Raw genomic sequence first — 22,205 nt, 5'->3', positions numbered from 1 at the left:
TATCTTTTAAAGATGGCTAAGTGCGAATGAATTCGCACCTACACACGCGCATCACTAATTCAGGCGGCAAGGTGCTGCGAGTTGAATGAAGATCGGTTTCACAACCTATCGCCAGCGCGGCAGGCAGGATAAAAAACAGTCCATGCTTAACATCAGTTCCTCACATTCATTTAATACTTCGCGCAGCGGCAACCACCGCCTGTCCCAATGCCAGACCGCCGTCGTTCATCGGATAGCGCTGCGGCGACAGGACGGTCTTGCCGGCCAGCCGCAATTGCCGGGATACGGCTTCCAGCAGCAGCCGATTCTGGAATACGCCGCCGCTGAGCACGATACAGTCGGCGCCGGTCTGACGGCAGCGCCGGTTCAGCAGGTCGACGGTCGCGGCAATCAGGCTGTGATGGATGCGGGCGGCGATGCGGGCTTTATCGGTGCTGCATTGGAGATCGGCCAGCACGGCGCGCCATAAGCCGTGCCAGCTTAATACCTGCAGGCCGCCGTCGTTATCGACTGTCCAGGCTTGCGGGTAGGGCCGTTCATCGGCGAACAGCGGCGTTGCCAGCGTTTCCAGCGCAATCGCGGCCTGGCCTTCGTAATGGACCTGTTCGGCATGCAGGTCCAGCGCGGCGGCAAAGGCGTCGAACCAGCGGCCGCAGGAACTGCTGGGCGGCGAGTTGAGCTGTCTGGCAATCATCGTCGCCAGCGTATCCAGCGGCTTGCCGGTCAGCAATGTGATGATGTTCAGCCCGTCGAATTCCTGCTGCAGCGCCGGCCAGTCAAAATAATGCAGCAGTTGCGCGTAAGCGTTGCGCCAGGGCTCGCGCATGGCCTGGGCGCCGCCGGGCAGGGCAATGGGCTGGAAATGGCCGAGCCGGGCGCAGCTACGGTAATCGGCCAGCAAGAATTCGCCGCCCCATAGCGCGCCGTCATCGCCCAGTCCTGAACCGTCGAAGATCGCGCCCAACACCGGGCGCGTATCCAGGGGTATGCCATGCTCGGCCAGACAGGCGGCCAGGTGGGCGTGGTGATGCTGTACCGCGACTAGCTCCGCTGGTTCTGTTGCCGCCAAGGCATGCCCGTACTCTGTAGACAGATAGCCTGGATGCAGATCGACGGCGATGCGTCTGGGCGTGAAGCCGAATAACCGCCGGTACAGCGTAATGGCATTGCGGTAATCGTGCTGCACGGCGGCGTTTTCCAGGTCGCCGATATGCTGGGAAACGATAGCCCGGCCGTTGTTCAGCAGACAGAAACTGTTTTTCAATTCCGCGCCCATGGCCAGAATGTTATCGGCCGCTTCGAAGCCCGCCGGCAGGGGCAGCGTCTCCGGACTGTAACCGCGCGCCCGCCGCAGCAGCCGGATGCTGCCGTCCATCAGCCTCGCCACCGAATCGTCCAGCCGGTTGACGATGGCCCGGTCGTGCAGCAGCCAATAATCGGCGATGCCGGCCAGCTTTTCCCGTGCCTCCTCGTTGTCCGTGCATTGCGGCTCATCGCTGATGTTGCCGGAGGTCAGCACGATAGGCGCGTCCAGCGCCTGCATCAGCAGACTGTGCAAAGGCGTGTAGGGCAGCATGAAGCCCAGCTTGTCGTCATCCGGTGCGATGCCGGGCGCCAGCGTCATGCCGTGCGCGGCCAGCAGCACGATAGGCGCGGCTTTGTCATGCAGAGCCCGGCTTTCCTGTTCGCCCAACCGGGCGTGGCGGGCGATCATGTCCGCATCGCGGGCCATCAGGGCGAACGGTTTGGCATAGCGCCGCTTGCGTTGCCGCAGCCGCGCAACGGCGTCCGGATCGGCGGCATTGCAGGCCAGATGAAAGCCGCCCAGGCCCTTGATGGCGACAATAAACCCCTGCCGGATCAGTTCGGCCGCTTGTGTGACCGGATCATCGCAATGCCAGGTTTCCCTGTTGTCATTCTCCAGCCACAGCCTGGGACCGCAGTCGGGACAGCAATTGGCCTGGGCGTGGAAGCGGCGGTCGTTTGGGTCGTCATATTCCTTCCGGCATCGCGGGCACATCGCAAACTCCGCCATGCTGGTGCGGCAGCGGTCATAAGGCACGCCCCGGACGATGGACAGCCGCGGGCCGCAGTGCGTGCAATTACTGAACGGATAGCGGTAGCGGCGATTGGCGGGATCGGCGATTTCGGCCAGGCAGTCGGGGCAGGTGGCGGCATCGGCGGCGATCGGGGTTTGGGCGCCGTGATTTTCGCGGCTGGCAACGATGCGGAATTCGTGATCCGGCGGTGCGTTTAAATCCTGCGCCTCCAGGCTGTCGAGCTGGGCCAGCGGCGGCAGTTGCAGCGGTATTTGCCGGATGAAGGCGTCGATGTCTTCGTCGCTGCCGAAGGCGTGGATCATAACCCCCTCGGCGTCGTTCCACACCGAGCCGGTCAGCCGGTGCAGCCGGGCCAGATGCCAGATCGCCGGCCGGAAGCCGACGCCCTGGACTACGCCGCGCGCCCGAATCGCCTTGCCGGCCATCAGCAGATGCGCGGCAACTGCTCGCCGACCGGCCAGTCGACGATGCGCCTGCCGCCGAAAGCGGTGAGCATTTGCACGAAGCCGTGCGGATCGTCGACGACTTCGCCGATGATTGCGGCGTCACGGCCCAGCGGGTGCCGCTGCATCACCGCCAGCAGGCGTTGGGCGGCATCGGGAGCGCAGATGCAGACCAGTTTGCCCTCGTTGGCGACATACAGCGGGTCCAGGCCGAGAATTTCGCAGGCGGCTTTGACTTCAGCTTTTATGGGAATCCGCGTCTCGTCGACGACCATGCCGACCCCGGATTGCCGGGCCAGTTCGTTCAGGGCCGTCGCCAGGCCGCCTCGGGTCGGGTCGCGCAGGCAATGAATGGCGTCCGGCGCGATCGCCACCATCTCGGCGACCAGACCGTTCAGCGCGGCGGAGTCGGAGACGATGCTGGTACCGAATTGCAGGTTTTCCCGCCCGGCCATGATGGCGACGCCGTGATCGCCGATTGAACCGCTGACCAAAATTGCGCAGCCCGGCCGCGCGCGGTCGCCTGAAAGATTGACGCCCTTCGGCACGATGCCGACGCCGGTCGTGGTGATGAAAACGCCGTCGCCCTTGCCGCGCTCCACCACTTTGGTATCGCCGGTGATGACAGGCGTGTTGGCCTGGCGGGCAGCGGCGGCCATGCTGGCGACGATTCTTTCCAGATCGGCCAGCGGCAATCCTTCTTCCAGGATGAACCCGGCCGCCAGATACAATGGCCGCGCGCCGGACATCGACACGTCATTGACGGTGCCGTGCACCGCCAGCGAGCCGATATCGCCGCCCGGAAAAAACAGCGGCGAGATCACATGGCCGTCGGTGCTGATCACCAGCCGTCCCGCCGGTACGGCAAACAGCGCCTGATCGTTGCGCTGCCGCAGCAGGTCATTATCGAAATGCCTGATGAACAGCTCGTCGACCAGTTGGGCCATCGCTCGCCCGCCGCCGCCGTGGCTCAGGTCGACCTTGCCGGTTGTCAGGTTAAGGGATGATGTGTAGGGTTTGGGCATTGAATGGATTCCCGTATTGCAAAGTAGCTTGATAAAGGTAGCGGCAAATGTCGGGTTACGCTGCGCTAACCCGACCTACGACTCAACCGTCCATACGACCAGTATGCCGCGCAAGCTCCCTCCGACGACACCATACAAGACCCCATCGGATTTTCCGGCGTGCAGACCGTGCCCAGCAACTTGCAATCCTGCGGCTTTTTCGCGCCGCGCAGGATCGCCGGGCATTCGCAGCCTTTGACGTCGGATGCCTGAATGGCAGGCAGGCTGAAACGCTGTTCGGCGTCGAAGTCGGCGTAGTCGGGTTTCAGCTTCAACGCGCTGTCAGGAATCAGGCCCAGGCCGCGCCATTCGAATTGCGGCCGCAACTCGAACACTTCCCGCATCAGCGCTTGCGCCTTCACATTGCCTTGCCGGGTGACGGCGCGGCTGTATTCGTTTTCGACCTCGTGCCGGCCTTCGTTCAGCTGTCGGATCAGCATCAGTGCCGACTGCATCACGTCCAAGGGTTCGAAGCCGGCGATGACGATGGGTTTGGCATGGTGCTCGGCGAACGGCTCATAGGCCTGGCTGCCGATGATCGTGCTGACGTGGGAAGGTCCGAGAAAGGCATCGATAGAAACCGGCTGCGGCGCGTCCAGTATCGCCAGCATTGCGGCGGGCGTCAGCACGTGGTTGCAGAACACCGAAAAATTGGCCAGCCGTTCGGCCTGCGCCTGCCTGATGGCGACGGCGGTCGGCGGCGTGGTGGTTTCGAAGCCGATGGCGAAGAACACCACGGGGCGATCCGGATTGTCGCGGGCGATTTTCAGGACGTCCTGCGTGGAATAAACCATGCGGATGTCGCAGCCGCCGGCCTTGGCTTTCAGCAGGCTGTTGCGGCCGGTGGCCGGCACGCGCATCAGGTCGGCATAGGTGCAGAGTATCACCTCATGCCGTTCGGCCAGCTGGATGGCGTTGTCGATGCGTCCGGTCGGCAAAACGCAGACCGGGCAGCCGGGACCGTGGATGAATTCGACATTGGCCGGCATCAGGTCCTGCACGCCGTAGCGGAAAATGGCATGGGTATGGCCGCCGCAGAACTCCATCAGCCGGTAACGGCGGCCGGGATCGACGGTTTGCGCGATGGCCCGGGCTAATTGGCGGGCGAGGTCCTGTTGCCTGAATTCGCTGATGTATTTCATGGCTTTGACGTGAATCCGGCTTCGGCGAACAAGGCCAGCGTTTTCAGGGCTTCGTCCTCGTCGATTTTGTTCAGCGCATAACCGACATGCACCAGTACGTAGTCGCCGACCGCGACATCATCGACGAGGGCCAGCGACACTTCCACCTTGACGTTGTCGACCGAGGCGGTCGCCATCCCCGAGTCGGGATCGATGGCGATGATTTGAGCGGGCAGAGCCAGGCACATAACTTTCGATTTCCTCAGACGTAGGGTACGCATTGCGTACCGGCTTCAAATTGCTCGATCAAAATCCAGAAGGTACGCGCTGCGTACCCTACGGTAGCGATCATTAAGCATAGGCGATGCGCTGCAGTTCCAGTTCGGCCTTCAGCCAGCGCAGCCAGTTGTCCATGCCTTCGCCGGTTCTGGCCGACAGCGACAGGACCTTGATGCGCGGATTGACCTGTTTCGCGTAGCGGATGCATTGTTCGCTGTCGAAGTCCAGATACGGCAGCAGGTCGGTCTTGTTCAAAATCATCAGGTCGGCGGCATGGAACATGTCGGGGTATTTGATCGGCTTGTCTTCGCCTTCGGTGACCGACAGGATCACCACCTTGTGCGCCTCGCCCAGATCGAACGACGAAGGGCAGACCAGATTGCCGACGTTTTCGATGAACAACAGGCTATGGCTGTCCGGCTGCAGGCTTTCCAGCGCATGCCCGACGCGGTGCGCGTCGAGATGGCAGCCTTTGCCGGTATTGATCTGCACCGCCTGCACGCCGGTGGCGCGGATGCGCTCGGCGTCGCGGGCGGTTTGCTGGTCGCCTTCGATCACCGCGATGCCGGTGTCGTCTTTCAGCCGGGCGATGGTTTCGGTCAGCAGCGAGGTCTTGCCGGAGCCGGGGCTGGAGACCAGATTCAGCACCAGCATGCCGCGCTCATTGAAATAGCGGCGGTTTTCCGCGGCGTAACGATTGTTCTTGGCCAGAATATCCTGTTCGATCCGCACCATGCGCGCCGGGTTCAAATCCGGGGCGTGAGCGTGCGCCGCGCCGTGTTCGTGGTCGTGATGATGGTGATCATGGGAATGGTCATGATCGTGCGAGTGGGAATGGCCCTCGCCGCAGCCGCATACGCCGCACATTATTCTACCTCCAGTTCTTTGATTCGCATTTGATCGCCGCCGTTGATCTGCAACTGATGACTGCCGCAGCGCGGGCATTGATCGTATAACTGCCGCACGGCCACGTTACGCCCGCACGGCAGACACCAGGCCTGGCCCGGCACTTCGATGATTTCAAGGCGGGCATGATCGGCCAGCGACCCTTGCATGACAATATCGAAACTGAAACGCAGCGCCTCGGTCTCGACGCCGGCCAAGGCACCGATTTCCAGCCAGACCGTTTTGACTTTGCGGTATTGCTGGGTGTCCGCCTGTTGCTCCAGTATCTGCAAAACGCTTTCGCATAACGACATTTCATGCATGGCAATCCCTGCCATGCACCCTTCGGATAAATGCAAATCCGCTCCCGGCGGATTTGTCATGCATGGCAATCCCTGCCATGCACCCTTCGGGTAAATGCAAATCCGCTCCCGGCGGATTTGTCATGCATGGCAATCCCTGCCATGCACCCTTCGGGTAAATGCAAATCCGCTCCCGGCGGATTTGTCATGCATGGGAATCCCTGCCATGCACCCTTCGGGTAAATGCAAATCCGCTCCCGGCGGATTTGTCATGCATGGGAATCCCTGCCATGTACCCTTCGGGTAAGTGCAAATCCGTTCTCGGTAGTTTGTCATGCATAATTTTTTGTCTCGCTATCGCTGTCCGTCAGCTTTAAATTGTATCGTACGCATGGGTCCACGGCATTGATCAATAGTTCCGCCTGCCGCCGCAGCGCGTTCGGATCTTCGGCTTCCAAGCGCTTCAAGCCTTGGGCAACGGCGCCTTCGGGATGGAAATTCCATTCCGTGGGCGCGACGATCCGGTAATCATACACCCGCCCATGCCGCAGTTCCAGACGATGAATCAACAGGCCGCGCGCGGCCTGAACCTGGGCCAGGCCGATGCCGCCGATACCCGGGGCGAACTCCTGCTTAACTTTTTGCTTGTCAAACCGGCTTAACTGCTTCGGTATCGCCGCCGCTTCCAGTAAACGGGCCAGAAAACGCACCATCAGACTGTTGCCGTAACGGTTTTGCAATCCGACGATCAGTGGATGCGACCGTTGCCGCGCCAATGGCGTCGATTCAAAGCAGCGGCCCTGCCAGCGCGGCGTGCGGCAGAACGCAGTCAAATCTTCATTCCGCATCTGCCGGTTTAAAGCCTCCGGCTCAAGTTCGGGCAGGCAGGCGATGTCGTTTTGTCCTATCGCCGTCCAGTTCCGGCTATACAAATCGCTCAGCAGGCTGGCCGGCAGCGCATCGTTTTGGCGCAGCCAGTCGAGCAGCTGCGTTTCGCCGGTTATCATCCGAAAACCGGCAAGCCGACCTTTAAAAATTGCGGCGTCGATCAGCGCTTCCAATTCGGCCGTCAGCCGCGTAAATGGCATGGCATCGATGTCGAGCCGGCTGTCGAGCCTGTAGGCCTCGCCATCTTGAAACAGATGCCGCTTGAAAAGCGCATCGAATTTCAGCAGCGCCGCCACGTCTTTTTTATCCGGTTCCAGGCCGACCAGGCCCGGCCAGTCCAGCAAAATCCGCCAGGCGTGCTCGCGCAGGGTTTCCTGTTGCACCAACAGATCGCGGGCTGCATCGGCTTCGGGTTCGGCCGCCATGCCCAATGCGGCGCGGCAGGCCAGCAGCGCGGCGTAGGCTTGGGCATTGCCGCACAGCGTAAACAGCAGCGGCACGCTGGACAGGACTTGTTCCGGTGTTTTGCCGAGCAATGCCCGCGCCGCTTCGGGCCGGGCGGAGACGACGCGCGCTTCCATCGCGCGTCCGGCGCGGTGATGCAGTTCGATATGGACAGCGCCGGTCGGCATCGCTCAACGGCTTCCGAAAGCGCCGCGCAGCAGGTCCCGCCGGCTGACGGCGCGCGCCGCCGGGACGGTCAGCAAGCCTTGCAACGCGGCTTGCGCCGCAGCCAGAGCGGCTGACTGATTCTCGAACTGAAACATCGGCGAGAACAGCGAACACAGCGCATAAGTCCCTAATTGCGCTTCGCGGGCCAGCGTAAATTCGAATGTGCCATACGGGAAAGACTGCTGAAATTTGCCGCCGGGCGGCTGTTCACGCCACTGGCTGTCCAGTCCCGGCAACAACAGCAGGTTCATGAACCAGGGTGTAATCAGCACGCCCAGCCAGTCTCCGTTAAACGGATTGAAACCGATGGCCTGCACCGAAAGCGCAGGGTTGATAATCGGCACACCGCGCATGCGTGTTTCCAGAACGCCGTTGAATACTGTCTCCAGCGCACAGCTGATTTGTTCGACATTCCGCCACTGCATGTTCAGTCGTCCAGCACCAGAAAATCCTGTTTGGGCGCGCCGCACTGCGGGCAGCTCCAGTGTTCGGGTAAGTGAGAAAAAGCCGTGCCGGGCGGTATTTGCCAGATCTCGTCGCCATCTGCCGGATCATAGACATGCCAGCAGATTTTGCATTCCAGCCGGGTCTCCTGCGGCAATCCGGAAGCATCGCCGCCAAAGGCGCCGGCAAAAAAGGCTGTGCTCATGAATACACCTTCAGTATTTCCTGCAGGCGCTCACGGCTGTCTGCTATGTCTTCCGGCGAGGCGCAGGCCACGCTGGGCACATCGCTGACTTCCAGGGTGTTGAGAATCAGGGTGTCCTGGGAATTGAAATACCGTACCCACCAGACGAAACGGGTGCCGGTCGCGGTGATCCGGCAGTTGCCGTAGCCTCGGGACAGTATCGTCACCGGGCCTTTACCCAGTCGTTGTTCCAGAAACGCCAGATCCTGTTCGGTCTGCGGCAGCAGGCTCAAGTTGATGATGTGCGCCTCGCCGCCTGGCCGGTATTCGGCGATTTTGGCATTGAGTTCGGCCAGCAGCGGCGGCGCATTCATCACGCCTTCCGGCAGTGCCGTCCAATGCGTGTCGATTTGGCCGGCTGCGCCGTTGAACGATGATTGAACTGCGTGCTGCGGAATAATGCCGACTTCCACCGTATCGGCGACGATCTGTTGTTGGCCGTCGAGCTGTTGCAGGCGCCAGACGCCGGCCAGCACCGATTCCTGAATGCGGATGTCCTGCCTGCCGGAACAGATCAGGCTGACTTCGCCTTCGCCAAGCAGTTCGTTGATGAATTGCCGGTTGGGCTGATTCAGCGTGGTCAGGTCAATAGCTCCGGAAGTTGAAGGAAATGCAGCCAGGTTCTGTTCCAGTTGCCGCAAGGCATTTTTTGCCTGCGCCAGATCCGCCGCGTTTAACTCCGCCGAAACCTGCGGCATGCGGTAGCTCGCCATTTCCTGCGGCATTTGCAGGTAGTCCAGTTCTACGCCGTCTTCTTCCGGAGGCTGGCTGCCCTGGCCGAAAATTGGGAGGGAGATTGATGTCATAGTTTTCGAATTTGTTGATATTCGGTTGTTTATTAAATGTAGGGTACGCATTGCGTACCAGACTGTGAAAGAATTAGTGAAAAGCGTCATAAAAAGCCTTATTCACCACGAAGATCACGAAGGACACGAAGAAAAAATAAAATTAATCAATAACTTAAAACTTCGTGTGCTTCGTGTCCTTCGTGGTTAAATCTTTTAAATTGAATACTTTCACAGTCTCGTACCTTTGTTTAGATTTTGAATGCCTGGAACGTTTGGGAAAGGTACGCGGTGCGTACGAGACTGTGAAAGTATTCGTTTTTTGAAATTTTCACCACAATATGTTGTGCATTTGATATTTGTATATAACAACATATAGACATTGAGGAGAAAAATTCTGAATACTTTCACAGTCTGGTACCCTACGGGTTCCAAAATTCAACGTGCTCCACAGACTTTATCCAGATCGAAAACGGGCGGCTCGCCGGGCGCGGCGGCCAGAATCCGCGCGGTTTCCTGCCTGTATTCCTGCCAGTCCTTGATGCCGGTGATGGCGCCTAAATACTCGCCGTTACGCAAAAACACCAGCGACGGCCAGCCGGTAAAGCGGAATCTTGCCTGTAACTCCCGCTCTATGGATCGGCCGATGACCGCAGCCTGCAGCCGGCCGCTGAATGCCTTGACCAATTCCGGCAGGATCACCGCGACATCGTTGCTTTCCGGAAACTGAACGGGATCGTTACAAAAAAACAGCACCACGCTGTCGTTGCCGTAAACGAAATGATCGTAACTGTCCGCATCCAGCAAAGGATAGCCGTGGCGGGTTTGCAATTGGGTAATCAGCGGCGATGTCATGATTTTAAAAACTCCGGTAATTGGGGTTCCCTGTCGACCAAGTCGGCAAATAAATGGTCTATCCGGCTCTCGCCCTGCATCGCCAGATGCACGGCTTCCAGCGCATCGGCGATTTGCCGGGCTTTCTGTTCGCTGAGCACTTCACGCGCGGTGTCGAGAAAAACCAGCAGCCAGGTGCCGGCCGGCTGCGGGCCGACCAGCATCATGTCGATCAGGCTTTCCCGGCCATTATGAACGCACAGCGCCGATTCGCCGCGCGGCTCGATGATCTGCATGGGGATGCCGATACACATCAGTATTTGCCCCGGTAATCGACATCGACTTGCAATGTGTTTTCGTCCGCGGGTTGCGGCGGGCGCACCTCAAATGCATCGGACAGCAGGATACGTTCGTCGCCGATGCGGCAGGCCTGGTCTGCCGGGGGGCGTTCCTGTTCATAGCGATGCATGTCCAACACCGGGTCGGCCAGCTCGCCATCCGTGCAGGTCGTTTCGGCCGTAATGCCGAAAGCCTTCAGAAAATCAAGCGCCATGTCGATCGCCGGTTGAATCTGCGCCTTGACCGACGGCCGCAGGCTGCCGCCGTAGTCGTCCAGTTCCTCAGGCTGTACGCCGATCAGCAGCAGGTGCCGGGGATAATCGCCCAGCATTTGCGCCATCGCCAGCACTTCCTGAAATCCGGTTTGATGCAGGCTCATCTTTTTGGCGCCGAGAAAATGCGGCACGTCATCGTTTTCGACCCGTTTCAGAGTGCCCGGCGGCAGGCCGTAATCGACGGCATCGAATACGATCAACACATCGGCGGCCTGTACGTGTTCGACCAGGTAAACGCCCTGGGTGCCGCCGTCCATGACCTTGACCCGGTCGGGGAAGCGGTAGTTTTTTTGCAGATGTTCGATCACGCGGATGCCGAAGCCTTCGTCGGCCCACAGCACGTTGCCTATGCCTAGCAGTAAAATGTTCATGGCCAATGGATGTCGTCCAGCGGTTTGTCGTCCTTGAAGGTGCGCCAGCCGGTCGCCATCGTCGACAGAATGCTCTGGCGGGACAGTCTGTCCTCGCGCACGGCGACGTAAACGTGGATCAGCACGAAGCACACGATCAGCCACATGACCAGATGGTGCCAGCTGTGCAGGCTTTGGCTGTCGCCGAACACCGGCAGCACCCAACTGCTGAACAGCGCGTATTGCCAGCTGCCTTGCCCGGTGCCTTCGCCGTACAGCGCAAAGCCGGTGATTATCATGAACAGCGTGCCCCAGACGAAGGCGAAATGCATGGCCAGCAAGGCCAATGGATTGTGGCCGGTGTATTTGCGCGGTTCCTTGACGAGCAGGGCATACCACAGGATTTCATGGCCGACGCCTTGCCAGAAACGCCGGTTCAACAACGGCGGCAGGAAGATTTGCCGGGCATGTTCGTTGCCGGCATAGGCCCAGTACAACCGGAACAGCAGGCCGATCGCCAGCAGGTAGCCGGCGGCGAAATGCACGAACCGGATAGTGCCCATCAGGAAGTGATCAGACGCCTCGCCGCTCACCGACGCGAGCGGATCGGCGATCAGGTAGCCGGTGACGGTCAGGGCGACGATGGCCAAGGCGTTCAGGCCGTGCCATAGCCTTACCGGTTTTTCGTAGACATAAACGGCTTGAGTGGAAGATGCAGGTTGAGTCATGGCGGATTCCTTACGCGAGCAACAGCCAGGCACCGATCAGGCCGGTCAGGGTGCCATAGACGCGTATCAAGCCGGCCGCATTGATGCGCTTGAAGAGCAAGCCCAAAGCTAATCCGGAAAAATGCAAAACCGCCGTGCCCGAGACAATTCCGGCGATATAGGCATAGGCCGATGCAGCAGCCGGCATTTCGCTGCCGTGCGCCAGTCCGTGCATGGCGGCAAAGATTGCAATCGACGTTAAGATGATTGCCTGACTAAATCTTCCTGGTTTCTGCGAGCCATGTTTTATCGTTCCCACGCTCCGGCGTGGGAATGCCGTGACAGACGCTCCAGCGTCCCGCACCCGCAACGCTGGAGCGTTGCAGACTGAATTTCCACGCCGGAGCGTGGGAACTATTGGAAAACTCAGCGCTATGCCAACCGGCAATAGCGAGACCAAAATAGCCGTTTCGACATAAGCGAAACCAATCCCGCTTAAACCCAGTAGCGCCCCTATCGCCATGAATAATAAAAACATTCCTATCGCTTGCTTGCAAAGCAAACGGCGTTGGCTGCTCGCCCATAACCCCAGGCCCAGCATGACCAGGAAATGGTCCAGGCCCAGAAACGGGTGCTGGAAACCGTCGCTGAAACCGTCGGTCGGCAGCAGGCCGGTATGCGCCGATGCGGCATGGGAAAACGCGATAAGACCGGCGGTCAATATAATTCTTTTCATAATCAGGCTCCTCAGCGAACTTTGACTTGGGTTAATTCGGTGCCTTCCGGGCTGATGATATGCGTGGAGCAAGCCAGGCAGGGATCGAAACTGTGCAGGGTGCGCAGGATTTCCACCGGTTCCTCGGGACGCTCGACCCTGGTGTTCATCAAGGCCGCCTCGAAAGCGCCGATGTTGCCTTGTTCATCGCGCGGCGAACCGTTCCAGGTGGTCGGCACCACGCATTGGTAATTGGCGATTTTGGTGTTCTCGATTTTCAGCCAGTGGCCCAATGCGCCGCGCGGCGCTTCGGTAAAGCCGATGCCTTTGACGCTGTCCGGCCAGGTTTCCGGGTCCCAGCGCTCGACATTGGCCGTGGCCAGATCGCCGGCCTTGATGTTGGCGATCATCTTGTCCATGAAATAGCGCATCTTGCCGGCCGCCCATTGCGCCTCCAGGCCGCGGGCCGCGGTTCTGCCCAGGGTCGAGAACAGGGCCGTGACCGGCACGTCCAGCGTTTTCAGGACGAAATCGATCTGCTCGGTGATTTCCTTGTTGCCTTGCGCATAGCCGATCACATAGCGCGCCAGCGGTCCGACTTCCATCGCATGGCCGCGCCAGCGCGGGGCCTTGATCCAGGAGTATTTGGCGGACTCGTCCAGTTCCTCGATGTGGGTGCGGCTGCCTTTGGTTTTCGGCCCTATGCGGTAATTGGGTTCGGTGACGCCGTCCCACGGATGCAGGCCCAGCGATTCGTCCGGGTATTTGTACCAGGAATGCGGCACGAATTCCTTGATCTGCTCGGGATCGGTCAAATCCACTTCATGGACTTTCGACAGGTCGCCGTTGATGATCGCGCCGCGCGGCATCAGCAGGTTGGCCGCCGAGTAGTCGTTGGCGTTGTCGGGGATGTCGCCGTAGGACAGCAGGCTTTGCCCGGAAATGCCGCCGCCGTACAGCCAGCCTTTGTAGAACTGGGCGATGGCCAGCAAATCGGGGATGTAGACCTGATCGATAAAATCGATGGTGCGGTCGATAAGCGACGAAACCAGATTCAGCCGCTCCATGTTGATCGCGCCGCTGGCGCCGACGCTGTCGATATTGATCGCGCAAGGCACGCCGCCGACCAGCCAGTTCGGATGCGGGTCCTTGCCGCCGAAGACGGTACGGATTTTCATGATGTCTTTTTGAAAATCCAGCGCTTCCAGATAATGGGTCACGGCCATCAGGTCAGCTTCCGGCGGCAATAGATAAGCCGGATTGGTCCAGTAGCCGTTCTTGAACGGGCCCAGCTGGCCGGATTCGACGAACTTCAGCAGACGATTCTGCGTGTCGCGGAAATAGCCGGGCGAGGATTTGGGATTGTGCGGCGAAATCGATTGCTGCAGCGCCGAAGTCGCGGCCGGATCGGCCTTCAGCGCATTGACCGGGTTGACCCAGTCCAGCGCATGCAGATGATAAAAATGCACCAGATGGTCCTGCACCTGCAGGCTGAGTTGCATCAGGTTGCGGATCGAATTGGCGTTTTCGGGAATTTTGATCTTTAGCGCGTCTTCCACCGCGCGCACCGAAGTCAGGGCATGGGTGCCGGTGCAGACGCCGCAGATGCGCTGCACGAAAGCCCAGGCGTCGCGCGGGTCGCGGCCTTTCAGGATCACTTCCAGGCCGCGCCACATGGTGCCGCTGGAGACGGCGTTGCGGATGATGTTGTCGTCGTCGATATTGACTTCGCAGCGCATGTGTCCTTCGATGCGCGTGACCGGATCGACCACGACGCGGCGGCCGGCATCGTTCAGATGGAAGCCGTTGGGGGTGTTTCTGACTGTCATTGTTGTTCAGCTCCTGATTGTCTGGCCCGTTTCAATGCCGTAAGGCCCGCATGCGCGGCAATGCCGGCGCCGACCACGGCCGCCGCAGTGCCGCCGACGGCATCGGCGTTGGCCTCGATGCCGAATTGGTTGATGTCGGTGAGGCGCTCGTAGAAACTGCCTTTATCCCAGAAACCGTCTTCGGAACAGCCGATGCAGCCGTGGCCGGCCTGGATCGGAAATGACGTGCCTTCGTTCCAGCGCACCGTCGAGCAGGCGTTATAGGTGGTCGGCCCCTTGCAGCCCATTTTGTACAGGCAATGGCCCTGGCGCGCGGCTTCGTCGTCCCAGTGTTCGACGAACTGGCCGGCGTCGAAATGCGGCCTTCTATAGCATTTGTCATGAATGCGCTGGCTGTAGAACATCTGCGGCCGGCCTTGCTTGTCCAGCGTCGGCAGCTTGTCGAAGGTGAGCAAGTACGCCACCACGGCGGTCATGACTTCGGCAATCGGCGGGCAGCCGGGGACTTTGATAATCGGCTTGTCGGCCAGACCCGGCACTTTGTGCACCGGCGTCGCCCGGGTCGGGTTGGGTTTGGCGGCCTGCACGCAACCCCACGATGCGCAGGAGCCCCAGGAGATGATGGCCTTGCAGCTTTCAGCGGCATATTTCAGCTGCTCGACGAACGGCTTGCCGCCGATGATGCAGTACATGCCGTCCTCGGCCAGCGGCGGATTGCCTTCCACGGCCAGGATGTAGTTGCCTTTGTATTTTTCCACGATCTCGTCGACGATGGCTTCGGCATTATGCCCGGCCGCCGCCATGATGGTGTCGTCGTAATCCAGCGACAGCATCGACAGGATCACGTCCTTGGCCAACGGATGCCCGGAACGGATAAAGGATTCCGAACAACAGGTGCATTCCAGACCATGCAGCCACAACACCGGAATGCGCGGCTTGGTCTCCATCGCCTGCGCGATTTTGGGGGCGAAAGCGGGAGAAAGCCCTAACGAGGCAGCGGTCAGGCTGCAGAACTTGAGAAAACTGCGGCGCGTGATGCCTTGCCTGCGCATGACATCGTAAAAGGTTTCATTCATTCAGGAACTCCTGGCGTTGTTATCCGGCTACTCGATGAACGCACGGCCGGCGGCGGTTCGTGGACGTTCTTCAGTGCCTGTTTTTATCCAGCGCGGTGACCGGCATGACTCCCCCGCCGACACTGCTCCGCAATGCTATTGCAACATTCATACCGGATTGACGGGTTAGAAAAACCTTTTTATCAATGCGGAAAATAACGCCGGCAAGGTGGCGATAAAACCACAAATTAATGTCGGTTATACGACAAATGCGACAAAAATATCGGGGGATTGCAGGAAAGATGACATAAACAGGAGCTTATTACGTACATTCAGACTTGAGCGCTTGGCTGTTTAGAGCAATCAGTCGTTACTTGAAAGCAACGACTGTTGTGAACATTGAGTTTTGTTATTGACAAGCCTGCCTGAAAAATACCGTAGGGTACGAGAGTGTGAATGTATTATCCCTGCCAGGTTAAAAAAATGATTTACCACAGACGACCGCATGGACAGGAAATGATCCCGTCATTTCTCTGCATTCACCCCATCCATGGGGATTATGCGGGAGGTAGGTCGAAAACTGCTCCTGCTCACGCTAAGTACCTACATCCCTGTAGGCAACGCAGGAGCAGTTGCCGAGAGCACAGAGGACACGGAAAAATAATACTAATTAATCATTAGGTAAACCCCCGGCTATGCCGGGGAGACTCTCATAGGTTTTACCGATACGGCAGTTTTTCTTACCTTTAAATTTCGACCAAGAAATTTGAAGGAAAAGAACTATGAAAGACTATAAAAGTCTGTCGCATACGCGATGGGATTGTAAATACCACGTTGTATTCATTCCGAAGAAAAGGAAGAAAGTCATCTATGGCAGTTTAAGAAAATATTTGGGTGATATTCTGCATGAGCTGGCGAAGCAAAAAGGCATTGAAATTTTAGAAGGGCATTTGATGAGAGACCCTGTTCATATGTGTTTAAGTATTCCGCCTAAAATAGCTGTATCGAGCGCAGTCGGCTATTTGAAAGGGAAGAGCGCAATTGCCGTTGCCAGGAAATTTAAGGGACGACAGAGAAATTTCAATGGCAAACACTTTTGGGCACGGGGGTATTTCGTTTCAACGGTGGGTTTGGATGAAGTCGTTGTTAGAGAATATATCCGGCATCAAGAAAGCCAGGATGAATATTTTGAGCAATCAATGGATGTGAGTGGCGGCTTGGCCGCAATAAGAGCCCTTTGAGGGCGGGCATAACCCAATAAACCTCCGGCTATGCCGGAGGTAACTTAATTTCATCGTAAAGGTGCTCGTCAGTGCGTATCGCTTTATCGCTGGTTTTGGGCCGGCTGTATTTGCTGATCCAGGTATGCAACGTATTGACATTGATACCGAGATCCTTGGCAGTCTGGACAATCGACTAGTCCGACTCGTCCGCCAGTTTAACGGCTGACGCTCTGAATTCCGCACTATAGATTTTTTGTTTTTCTTGATTCATTTTGGGCACACGTTCTCTGTTTACTTAATTTTAAATTGTGTGTCCGGTTTAGTGTAGCCATATCAAAGCGGGATGCCTATCCGATCACGCACGAAACAGAAGTCTATCTTCCGGCACGGACTCGACTTTCTCCGCAGTATTTCTCCATGCGATTTGCCGACTTTCTTTAGGCTTTGAGATTTTTGCCCTGTACTTAGATGAGCAATATTTTGGCTTAGCGGTTTTTGTACCGCTGGACTTCAAACCCTTTTAGTGAGAAGCCATGTATAGCTAAATGGGTTCTTATTCAACCTCAAGTTTCTTGAAGGACGCCCCTTCTATCGATAAATCTCCCATCAGGCCCTTCTCACCGAAGACGAATGAAACAACAGGACTTTGAAGATTGGTGGTATCCAGTGAACCGCCAGCTCCTACTTTACCCACCACTACGGAAATATCGGCACCGATCTCAAAGTCACGTTTGCCGGTCCGGAAAAGGTCAAGAGTCGCTTGGTCGTTGAAAACCAGAATCAGTGAATACCACTGTATACCGGCTAGGAAACCGAACTTCCCGGCACGGTTGGTGTAATATCCAACTGGCTTTCCCCCGATCTGCATCACGCATTTTCCGCCCTCAACGCCTATAATGAAGCCGCCCTTGGTAATCTCTGGGCAGACAAGAATACCCTTAGCGTTATTAAACAACGTCTCTGCTCCCTGGGTCTCACTCTGGAACCGCGCTACGGCTGCTGATGCATCCGTTTCCAGTTTTTTTGCATCCGCGGCCGTAAAAGCTGCCAGTGCCTGTCCTGTCAACAGCATGCTCGCTGCCAGTATCGTGCCTTTTATAAGTTTCATATTGTTTTTCATATCGTTTCTCCGTTGTGCAAAAAATGTCATAAATATTATCGATTCGATAGTCCGTTGCTTTAGTTTCCAGTATTTCGTTAATAAATTTATTTTTTGATGAGGAAGGATTATGTGTATTGGGACTATTTTGTTTTTTTCTCTTGGGTGGTCATGACTTTGTCCTTCTTACATTTGAATTGTTAAGCAAGCATGAACTAAATTTCGTTAATTTAGCAATTGGTATGACTACTGAGCTTGTACCCTAGTACTCAGTCAGTCTTGTTCTGACGAGTAAAATTTGCAGAGTATTCATAGCGTGCGAATAGTGCGAATACCCTGAAGGGCATAAATAAATTCGCACCTACAATTTACCCGCCATAATTAAATTGACTGACTACTAGGATGCGGTGAGGGACGAACCGGATCATTTGAATTCGACAACAGTGATACGAGGGACGTAGAGCATAAACAGTAGGCTGAGATTGGAGTTTGTACTACCGAACGCCTGCTTCATACCTGATAGCAGACACAAGAGAATGAGAATCCGAACTTCCGCATTGGGTCTACTTGAGCCATTCAACGTCTTGTGCAGTTAAAACTAATTTTGTAAGTTGTCAGAACAAGTTCAGAGTTTTACAAATTATCAGTTCAAAACTTCTGTTTCCCAGTGTGGATGGGCGCAAACTATTGATAGCTTGGCATTCACAGGAAGCAGTTCAGCGCTATCCTAAATCGATAGAGCCTATTCTGCTCATAGCGCAAATACCAGAACGGGGCAAGGTTGCCTAAACAAAAGGCCGTAGGGCTAAAGGTTATTAGAAGAGAGCGGTGGCAATCTTTATCAGTATGTCCTTGATCGGGATTTGGATAGAGAATAGGGCGGCAATGGGAATCAGAGCCGGGACCACTATGGCAATCAATGAGGACTTATCGATCGGTACCAGGCGCATCTTTCTGACTGCTTCGTAAAGTGCCAGGGTATCAGCCACCGGCCCGAGTTCCTCTGCTTGTAGAAGTGGATCGTCTACTTCCGTTTGACCCAGGATCCAGCGCCGGCGCACTAAACGCCCGTGTTCGCCGACCAAGGCGCCATACTCCAGCAATGCACGGCGTTTGGCGGCGGCGAGAGGGATGACGAATGTCAGAAGCGGCGCCAGACAAATCCCGACGAGGACAATCAGAAAAACTGTGAGCATTAGCTTTAAGGATTGAACGTCGACTCCGTGGTACAGCACGTTATGAGCCAGACGTGAAGCCAGTACCGCTGATACGGCAAAGGCGAACAGACTGAACGCTTTTGGCAATCGTTTAAGGAAGCCCAAACCACCGGCTCCATCCGGATGGGTGGGCACAATCGCGAGATCGAGCCGGGCAATGCGCTTCAGCAGGATGAACATTAGGATCAGGCGCCAAAGCCAAGCAGCCAGGAGGGCGATGAAGATAGGACGGCTCACATACATGAACCACCAGCCCCCGAACCCGAGACGGCCAGCGCCACCGATTGAGGCCCAGTTGACTTCATGGCCCAGATCAGACCCGGCGGTCACTGACCCCAAGATCGTCCAGGCAACAATAAGCGCGGTAATCAGCACCCAAGGCAGGGTCCGATCACGCAGGCGGGTAATGCCCCTGATGATGTTTACGAAATCCTGCCGCTGAGCCGACTGTACCAGGCCCGAGGTCAGGAAATAGGGGGTGAGGGTCGTACTCTGCTGATGCAGCATTCCCTCGCCCAGAATAAACAGCGGTACGGCGAGCAAAAAGCGGACATGTACACCGAAGTGCCTCAGTAGAGGCTCGTCCACGGTACCGGGCAGTATCCGGCTCGTAAACATGGCCCAAACGACGATGGGCAACCAGGCGAGCAAAGCAAAAAATACTGCCCGCGGCGCATTGTGCCCAATCCCTGTTCGGGAATCAGCCCCACGCGGCGTTGGAGCCGAAACGGCAGGTCATCCCGGACCAGGGAGAGTGCCAGTGATTCGTCGTCGGTTTGTTTCATGGTTTGGCTCCTTGCTGAGCAAAACTGCAAGTGGTGCCTTGGAGGGCAATTGGCTGTGAGAGCAGGGTCATACTTTAGCAGCAAGCCGCTAGTACTCGGTCAGCCTTGTTCTGACGAGTAAAATTTGCGGAGTATCCATAGCCTGCGAATAGTGCGAATGAATTCGCACCTACAGTTTATCCGCCATAATTAAATTGACTGAGTACTAGGCGCAAATTTAGGCCCACTGGCCAAAACAATCCGAGCCAGAACGAAACAACTTGAAACCATGCTTATATGATGTCAGAACCTATGGTTTCCTGTTTTTACAAAATCCTGTCTGCTTTCTCGAACTCGGGTTAATTTACGTGGTCAACTTCGATGTGATTTATTGGCAAATATTCAATGCTGAATAAACATATCCTCAATTCATTATTAAGGAGTAGCCAATGAAATATAAACATCTGGCCTTTATTTGCGCTATTGTCGCCGTTAATCTTCCTGCGATAAATACTACACAAGCAGAAACAGCTACACCCGTCGAAGCTCATGACAAAGCTGTGGAAGAAGCAGCCGCAACTGCAGCAACGGATGATGAAGGAGAGACACTGGATATGTTCCGTTTCAGTCTGCGTATGGAGAAATTGGACGTCATCAAGAAAGCGATGAAACTGCCTCCAGAACATGAAGGAAAGTTTCTGGATCAATACTATCGTTATGACACTGAATTGAAACAGTTAAATGACGAGCGTCTAGCAGCCATCAGTGATTATGCGGCTAAGATTGACAACATTAAGGGTGCTGAAGCAGACAAACTGGTCAAGCGTATGTTTGATTTCCGCAAAAAGCGCACGGCACTGCTTGAAAAATATTATGGCAAAATCGCAAAAGCAACATAAAAACCATTGCTGCACGTTTTCTGTAAATAGAAAACATTTTGCAAGCTATTAGCGACGTGAAAATTGGTTCTACACTTCCTTTGATGCCTGAATAACGAATAACCTGCGTGGGGCGTTACAGAATGCGGTGTTATTACTTCTGTATTGCTCCACGCTAACTTCATCCTGAAAAGCTACCGCGTAGTGTGCTTAGACGAAGTGAAGACATTGAAAAAAACAACGGTCGGCCTGTCACATACGGGAATAGCTTTGCCTTTCGTGCTGCTGGCCGTCGGTTTGCTCGGCGGTTGCCAGATTGAGCCTGCTTATATAGACTTTTCACCGCCTATTATAGCCTCCCTGCCGGATGTGGTAGACGAGCGCCAGCCGAAACTTTCCGGCCGTCAGCCGAAACTTGCCGACATCGCCACCCGCAAATTCGCTATCGACAAAGACCACAGCATCGTTGGCAGTCTTGCCATGATCAGTGCGCGCGATGGAGATACCTTGCCCGACATCGCCCGGCATTTCGGCCTGGGCTATAACGAGATCGCCATCGCCAATCCCGCTATACCTCCTTGGACGCCTAAAGCAGGCGCACGCGTGCTGCTGCCGTTGCAGTTCATCCTGCCCGATGTGCCGCGCAAAGGCATCGTGCTCAATTTGGCGAACATGCGGATGTTTTATTATCCCCCGAAACAGCCGGACACCGTGTTTACCTACCCGATCGGCATTGGCCGCCAAAACTGGAATACGCCATTAGGGCAAACCACTATCGTCGCAAAAACAGCCAACCCAACATGGATGGTTCCGGAGTCCATTCGCCGCGAACACGCGGCAAAAGGCGATCCGCTGCCCGAAGCAGTGCCCCCTGGCCCCGACAATCCCCTCGGCAAATATGCGCTACTGCTAGGCTTTAAACGCTACCTGATCCATGGCACCAACAAGCCCTATGGCGTCGGTCTGCAAGTCAGCCACGGTTGTGTGCGCCTTTACCCCGAAGACATTGAAGTGCTGTTCAAAAAAAGACCGGTCGGGATGCCGGTGCGCATCATACACCAGCCTTATATGACGGCATGGGACGGGGACAGGCTTTACCTGGAAGCCCATGAGCCGCTGGAAAAATGGGCCAGGCAAAAGCCTAAGCTGAAAAAGAAATTGATCAATGACCTGAAGCAAATCGGCACTAAGCAAAACGCAGCTATCGATTGGGAAAAAGTCGACCGCATCCTGCAACGCGCCGACGGCATCCCCACCCCGATCCTGATGGCCAGCCCGGGCTTACCGGAACTGGTCGCGAGTGCGCCTGAATTGGAGCATCCTGAGCATTTCTACGGGGCGCCAGTGGTTTCAGCATTGACCGACAGCGACTGGGCGATTTTAGTCGCCGACTTAGACAACGAGGTGCAGGCGCAACAACTGGTGGCGATGCTCAATCATCAAGGTCCGCCAATCCCGGCGCGAAAAGTTGAAACAGACGGCTCTTATCAAGTGATCGCCGGCCCCTTCAAAAACCAAAAAGAAGCTGAATCGGTTGTACGTCGCATCAAAATGGATTTTGAGCTGGATATCAAACTGTTATCGCCTGAGATAGTGGCCGCGCCATAGCCCTCGCGTCAGTCAGGAAAAAATGATCAAAACGACGCACAAAACCGGCACCGACACTATTTAAAGATAAAGAATAAAATATAACTGGTCTCCGGTTTTGGCCCAGGCTAATGCAGGCACCGATG

General features: G+C 56.4%; 22 protein-coding genes and 1 pseudogene. 3 read left to right on the top strand and 20 right to left on the bottom strand.

What is annotated here, in order from left to right; all coding sequences use genetic code 11:
• Positions 1-166: 166 nt before the first annotated feature.
• From hypF to METMA_RS0102210, 17 genes are all read right to left on the bottom strand, one after another.
• On the bottom strand, positions 167-2,485 hold the full coding sequence (gene hypF, locus METMA_RS0102290) for a carbamoyltransferase HypF (RefSeq protein WP_020157447.1): 2,319 nt from the start codon (positions 2,483-2,485) through the stop codon (positions 167-169).
• Positions 2,485-3,528: a hydrogenase expression/formation protein HypE gene (gene hypE, locus METMA_RS0102285; protein WP_020157446.1), complete on the bottom strand. Its 1,044-nt coding sequence runs from the start codon at positions 3,526-3,528 to the stop codon at positions 2,485-2,487. Before hypE ends, hypF begins: the two co-directional genes overlap by 1 nt.
• 65 nt (positions 3,529-3,593) lie before the next feature.
• Positions 3,594-4,709: a hydrogenase formation protein HypD gene (gene hypD / locus METMA_RS0102280; RefSeq protein WP_020157445.1), complete on the bottom strand. Its 1,116-nt coding sequence runs from the start codon at positions 4,707-4,709 to the stop codon at positions 3,594-3,596.
• Positions 4,706-4,936 (bottom strand): HypC/HybG/HupF family hydrogenase formation chaperone, encoded by a 231-nt coding sequence (locus tag METMA_RS0102275; protein ID WP_020157444.1) that lies wholly within the window; start codon positions 4,934-4,936, stop codon positions 4,706-4,708. Before METMA_RS0102275 ends, hypD begins: the two co-directional genes overlap by 4 nt.
• Before the next feature lie 103 nt (positions 4,937-5,039).
• Positions 5,040-5,834, bottom strand: a complete 795-nt coding sequence (hypB, locus tag METMA_RS23775) for a hydrogenase nickel incorporation protein HypB (protein ID WP_020157443.1) — start codon at positions 5,832-5,834, stop codon at positions 5,040-5,042.
• Entirely contained in the window at positions 5,834-6,235 is a 402-nt protein-coding gene (hypA, locus tag METMA_RS0102265; RefSeq protein WP_020157442.1) for a hydrogenase maturation nickel metallochaperone HypA, read from the bottom strand. Before hypA ends, hypB begins: the two co-directional genes overlap by 1 nt.
• A 251-nt stretch (positions 6,236-6,486) precedes the next feature.
• Positions 6,487-7,674 carry a nickel-dependent hydrogenase large subunit gene (locus tag METMA_RS0102260; RefSeq protein WP_020157441.1) on the bottom strand — a complete coding sequence of 396 codons (1,188 nt, stop codon included), beginning with the start codon at positions 7,672-7,674 and terminating at the stop codon, positions 6,487-6,489.
• Between the two features lie 3 nt (positions 7,675-7,677).
• Entirely contained in the window at positions 7,678-8,139 is a 462-nt protein-coding gene (gene hybE, locus METMA_RS0102255) for a [NiFe]-hydrogenase assembly chaperone HybE (RefSeq protein ID WP_020157440.1), read from the bottom strand.
• A gap of 2 nt (positions 8,140-8,141) precedes the next feature.
• Positions 8,142-8,363: a rubredoxin gene (locus tag METMA_RS0102250; protein WP_020157439.1), complete on the bottom strand. Its 222-nt coding sequence runs from the start codon at positions 8,361-8,363 to the stop codon at positions 8,142-8,144.
• Positions 8,360-9,208 (bottom strand): hydrogenase expression/formation protein, encoded by an 849-nt coding sequence (locus tag METMA_RS0102245; protein WP_020157438.1) that lies wholly within the window; start codon positions 9,206-9,208, stop codon positions 8,360-8,362. Before METMA_RS0102245 ends, METMA_RS0102250 begins: the two co-directional genes overlap by 4 nt.
• 417 nt (positions 9,209-9,625) lie before the next feature.
• Positions 9,626-10,042 (bottom strand): thioredoxin domain-containing protein, encoded by a 417-nt coding sequence (locus METMA_RS0102240; RefSeq protein WP_020157437.1) that lies wholly within the window; start codon positions 10,040-10,042, stop codon positions 9,626-9,628.
• A complete protein-coding gene (locus METMA_RS0102235; RefSeq protein WP_020157436.1) occupies positions 10,039-10,335 on the bottom strand; it encodes a HypC/HybG/HupF family hydrogenase formation chaperone in 297 nt (98 codons plus the stop codon). The genes METMA_RS0102240 and METMA_RS0102235 overlap by 4 nt, the downstream gene beginning before the upstream one ends.
• Positions 10,335-11,006, bottom strand: a complete 672-nt coding sequence (locus tag METMA_RS0102230) for a HyaD/HybD family hydrogenase maturation endopeptidase (protein ID WP_020157435.1) — start codon at positions 11,004-11,006, stop codon at positions 10,335-10,337. The genes METMA_RS0102235 and METMA_RS0102230 overlap by 1 nt, the downstream gene beginning before the upstream one ends.
• A complete protein-coding gene (gene cybH, locus METMA_RS0102225; protein WP_020157434.1) occupies positions 11,003-11,713 on the bottom strand; it encodes a Ni/Fe-hydrogenase, b-type cytochrome subunit in 711 nt (236 codons plus the stop codon). The genes METMA_RS0102230 and cybH overlap by 4 nt, the downstream gene beginning before the upstream one ends.
• A gap of 10 nt (positions 11,714-11,723) precedes the next feature.
• Positions 11,724-12,428 carry a HupE/UreJ family protein gene (locus METMA_RS0102220; protein WP_020157433.1) on the bottom strand — a complete coding sequence of 235 codons (705 nt, stop codon included), beginning with the start codon at positions 12,426-12,428 and terminating at the stop codon, positions 11,724-11,726.
• 11 nt (positions 12,429-12,439) lie between these two features.
• A complete protein-coding gene (locus METMA_RS0102215) occupies positions 12,440-14,236 on the bottom strand; it encodes a nickel-dependent hydrogenase large subunit (RefSeq protein WP_020157432.1) in 1,797 nt (598 codons plus the stop codon).
• Positions 14,233-15,312 (bottom strand): hydrogenase small subunit, encoded by a 1,080-nt coding sequence (locus tag METMA_RS0102210; protein WP_020157431.1) that lies wholly within the window; start codon positions 15,310-15,312, stop codon positions 14,233-14,235. The genes METMA_RS0102215 and METMA_RS0102210 overlap by 4 nt, the downstream gene beginning before the upstream one ends.
• Before the next feature lie 761 nt (positions 15,313-16,073).
• Here METMA_RS0102210 and tnpA point away from each other — a divergent pair.
• The gene (tnpA, locus tag METMA_RS0102205) at positions 16,074-16,532 is read left to right on the top strand and encodes an IS200/IS605 family transposase (RefSeq protein ID WP_020157430.1); all 459 of its coding nucleotides are present in this window, start codon (positions 16,074-16,076) and stop codon (positions 16,530-16,532) included.
• 43 nt (positions 16,533-16,575) lie between these two features.
• On the opposite strand, the pseudogene METMA_RS28305 reads toward tnpA, so the two are convergent.
• The 3 genes and pseudogenes from METMA_RS28305 to METMA_RS23770 all read right to left on the bottom strand — a co-directional run.
• A pseudogene (locus tag METMA_RS28305) lies at positions 16,576-16,785 on the bottom strand (transposase); the annotation flags it as partial.
• Positions 16,786-17,067: 282 nt separating this feature from the next.
• Positions 17,068-17,634: a lipid-binding SYLF domain-containing protein gene (locus METMA_RS0102200; RefSeq protein WP_020157429.1), complete on the bottom strand. Its 567-nt coding sequence runs from the start codon at positions 17,632-17,634 to the stop codon at positions 17,068-17,070.
• 794 nt (positions 17,635-18,428) lie between these two features.
• On the bottom strand, positions 18,429-19,418 hold the full coding sequence (locus METMA_RS23770) for a hypothetical protein (protein ID WP_198014449.1): 990 nt from the start codon (positions 19,416-19,418) through the stop codon (positions 18,429-18,431).
• A gap of 625 nt (positions 19,419-20,043) precedes the next feature.
• On the opposite strand from METMA_RS23770, the gene METMA_RS23765 reads away from it, so the two are divergent.
• Entirely contained in the window at positions 20,044-20,493 is a 450-nt protein-coding gene (locus tag METMA_RS23765) for a hypothetical protein (protein ID WP_020157427.1), read from the top strand.
• A 207-nt stretch (positions 20,494-20,700) separates the two neighbouring features.
• Positions 20,701-22,080, top strand: a complete 1,380-nt coding sequence (locus tag METMA_RS0102185; RefSeq protein WP_020157426.1) for a L,D-transpeptidase family protein — start codon at positions 20,701-20,703, stop codon at positions 22,078-22,080.
• The last annotated feature ends 125 nt before the right edge of the window (positions 22,081-22,205 follow it).

Source organism: Methylobacter marinus A45 (assembly GCF_000383855.1).
In the GTDB taxonomy this organism is placed as follows: domain Bacteria; phylum Pseudomonadota; class Gammaproteobacteria; order Methylococcales; family Methylomonadaceae; genus Methylobacter; species Methylobacter marinus.
The sequence above is the reverse complement of the archived record's forward strand: the minus strand, read 5'-3'. Positions and strand labels throughout refer to the sequence as shown.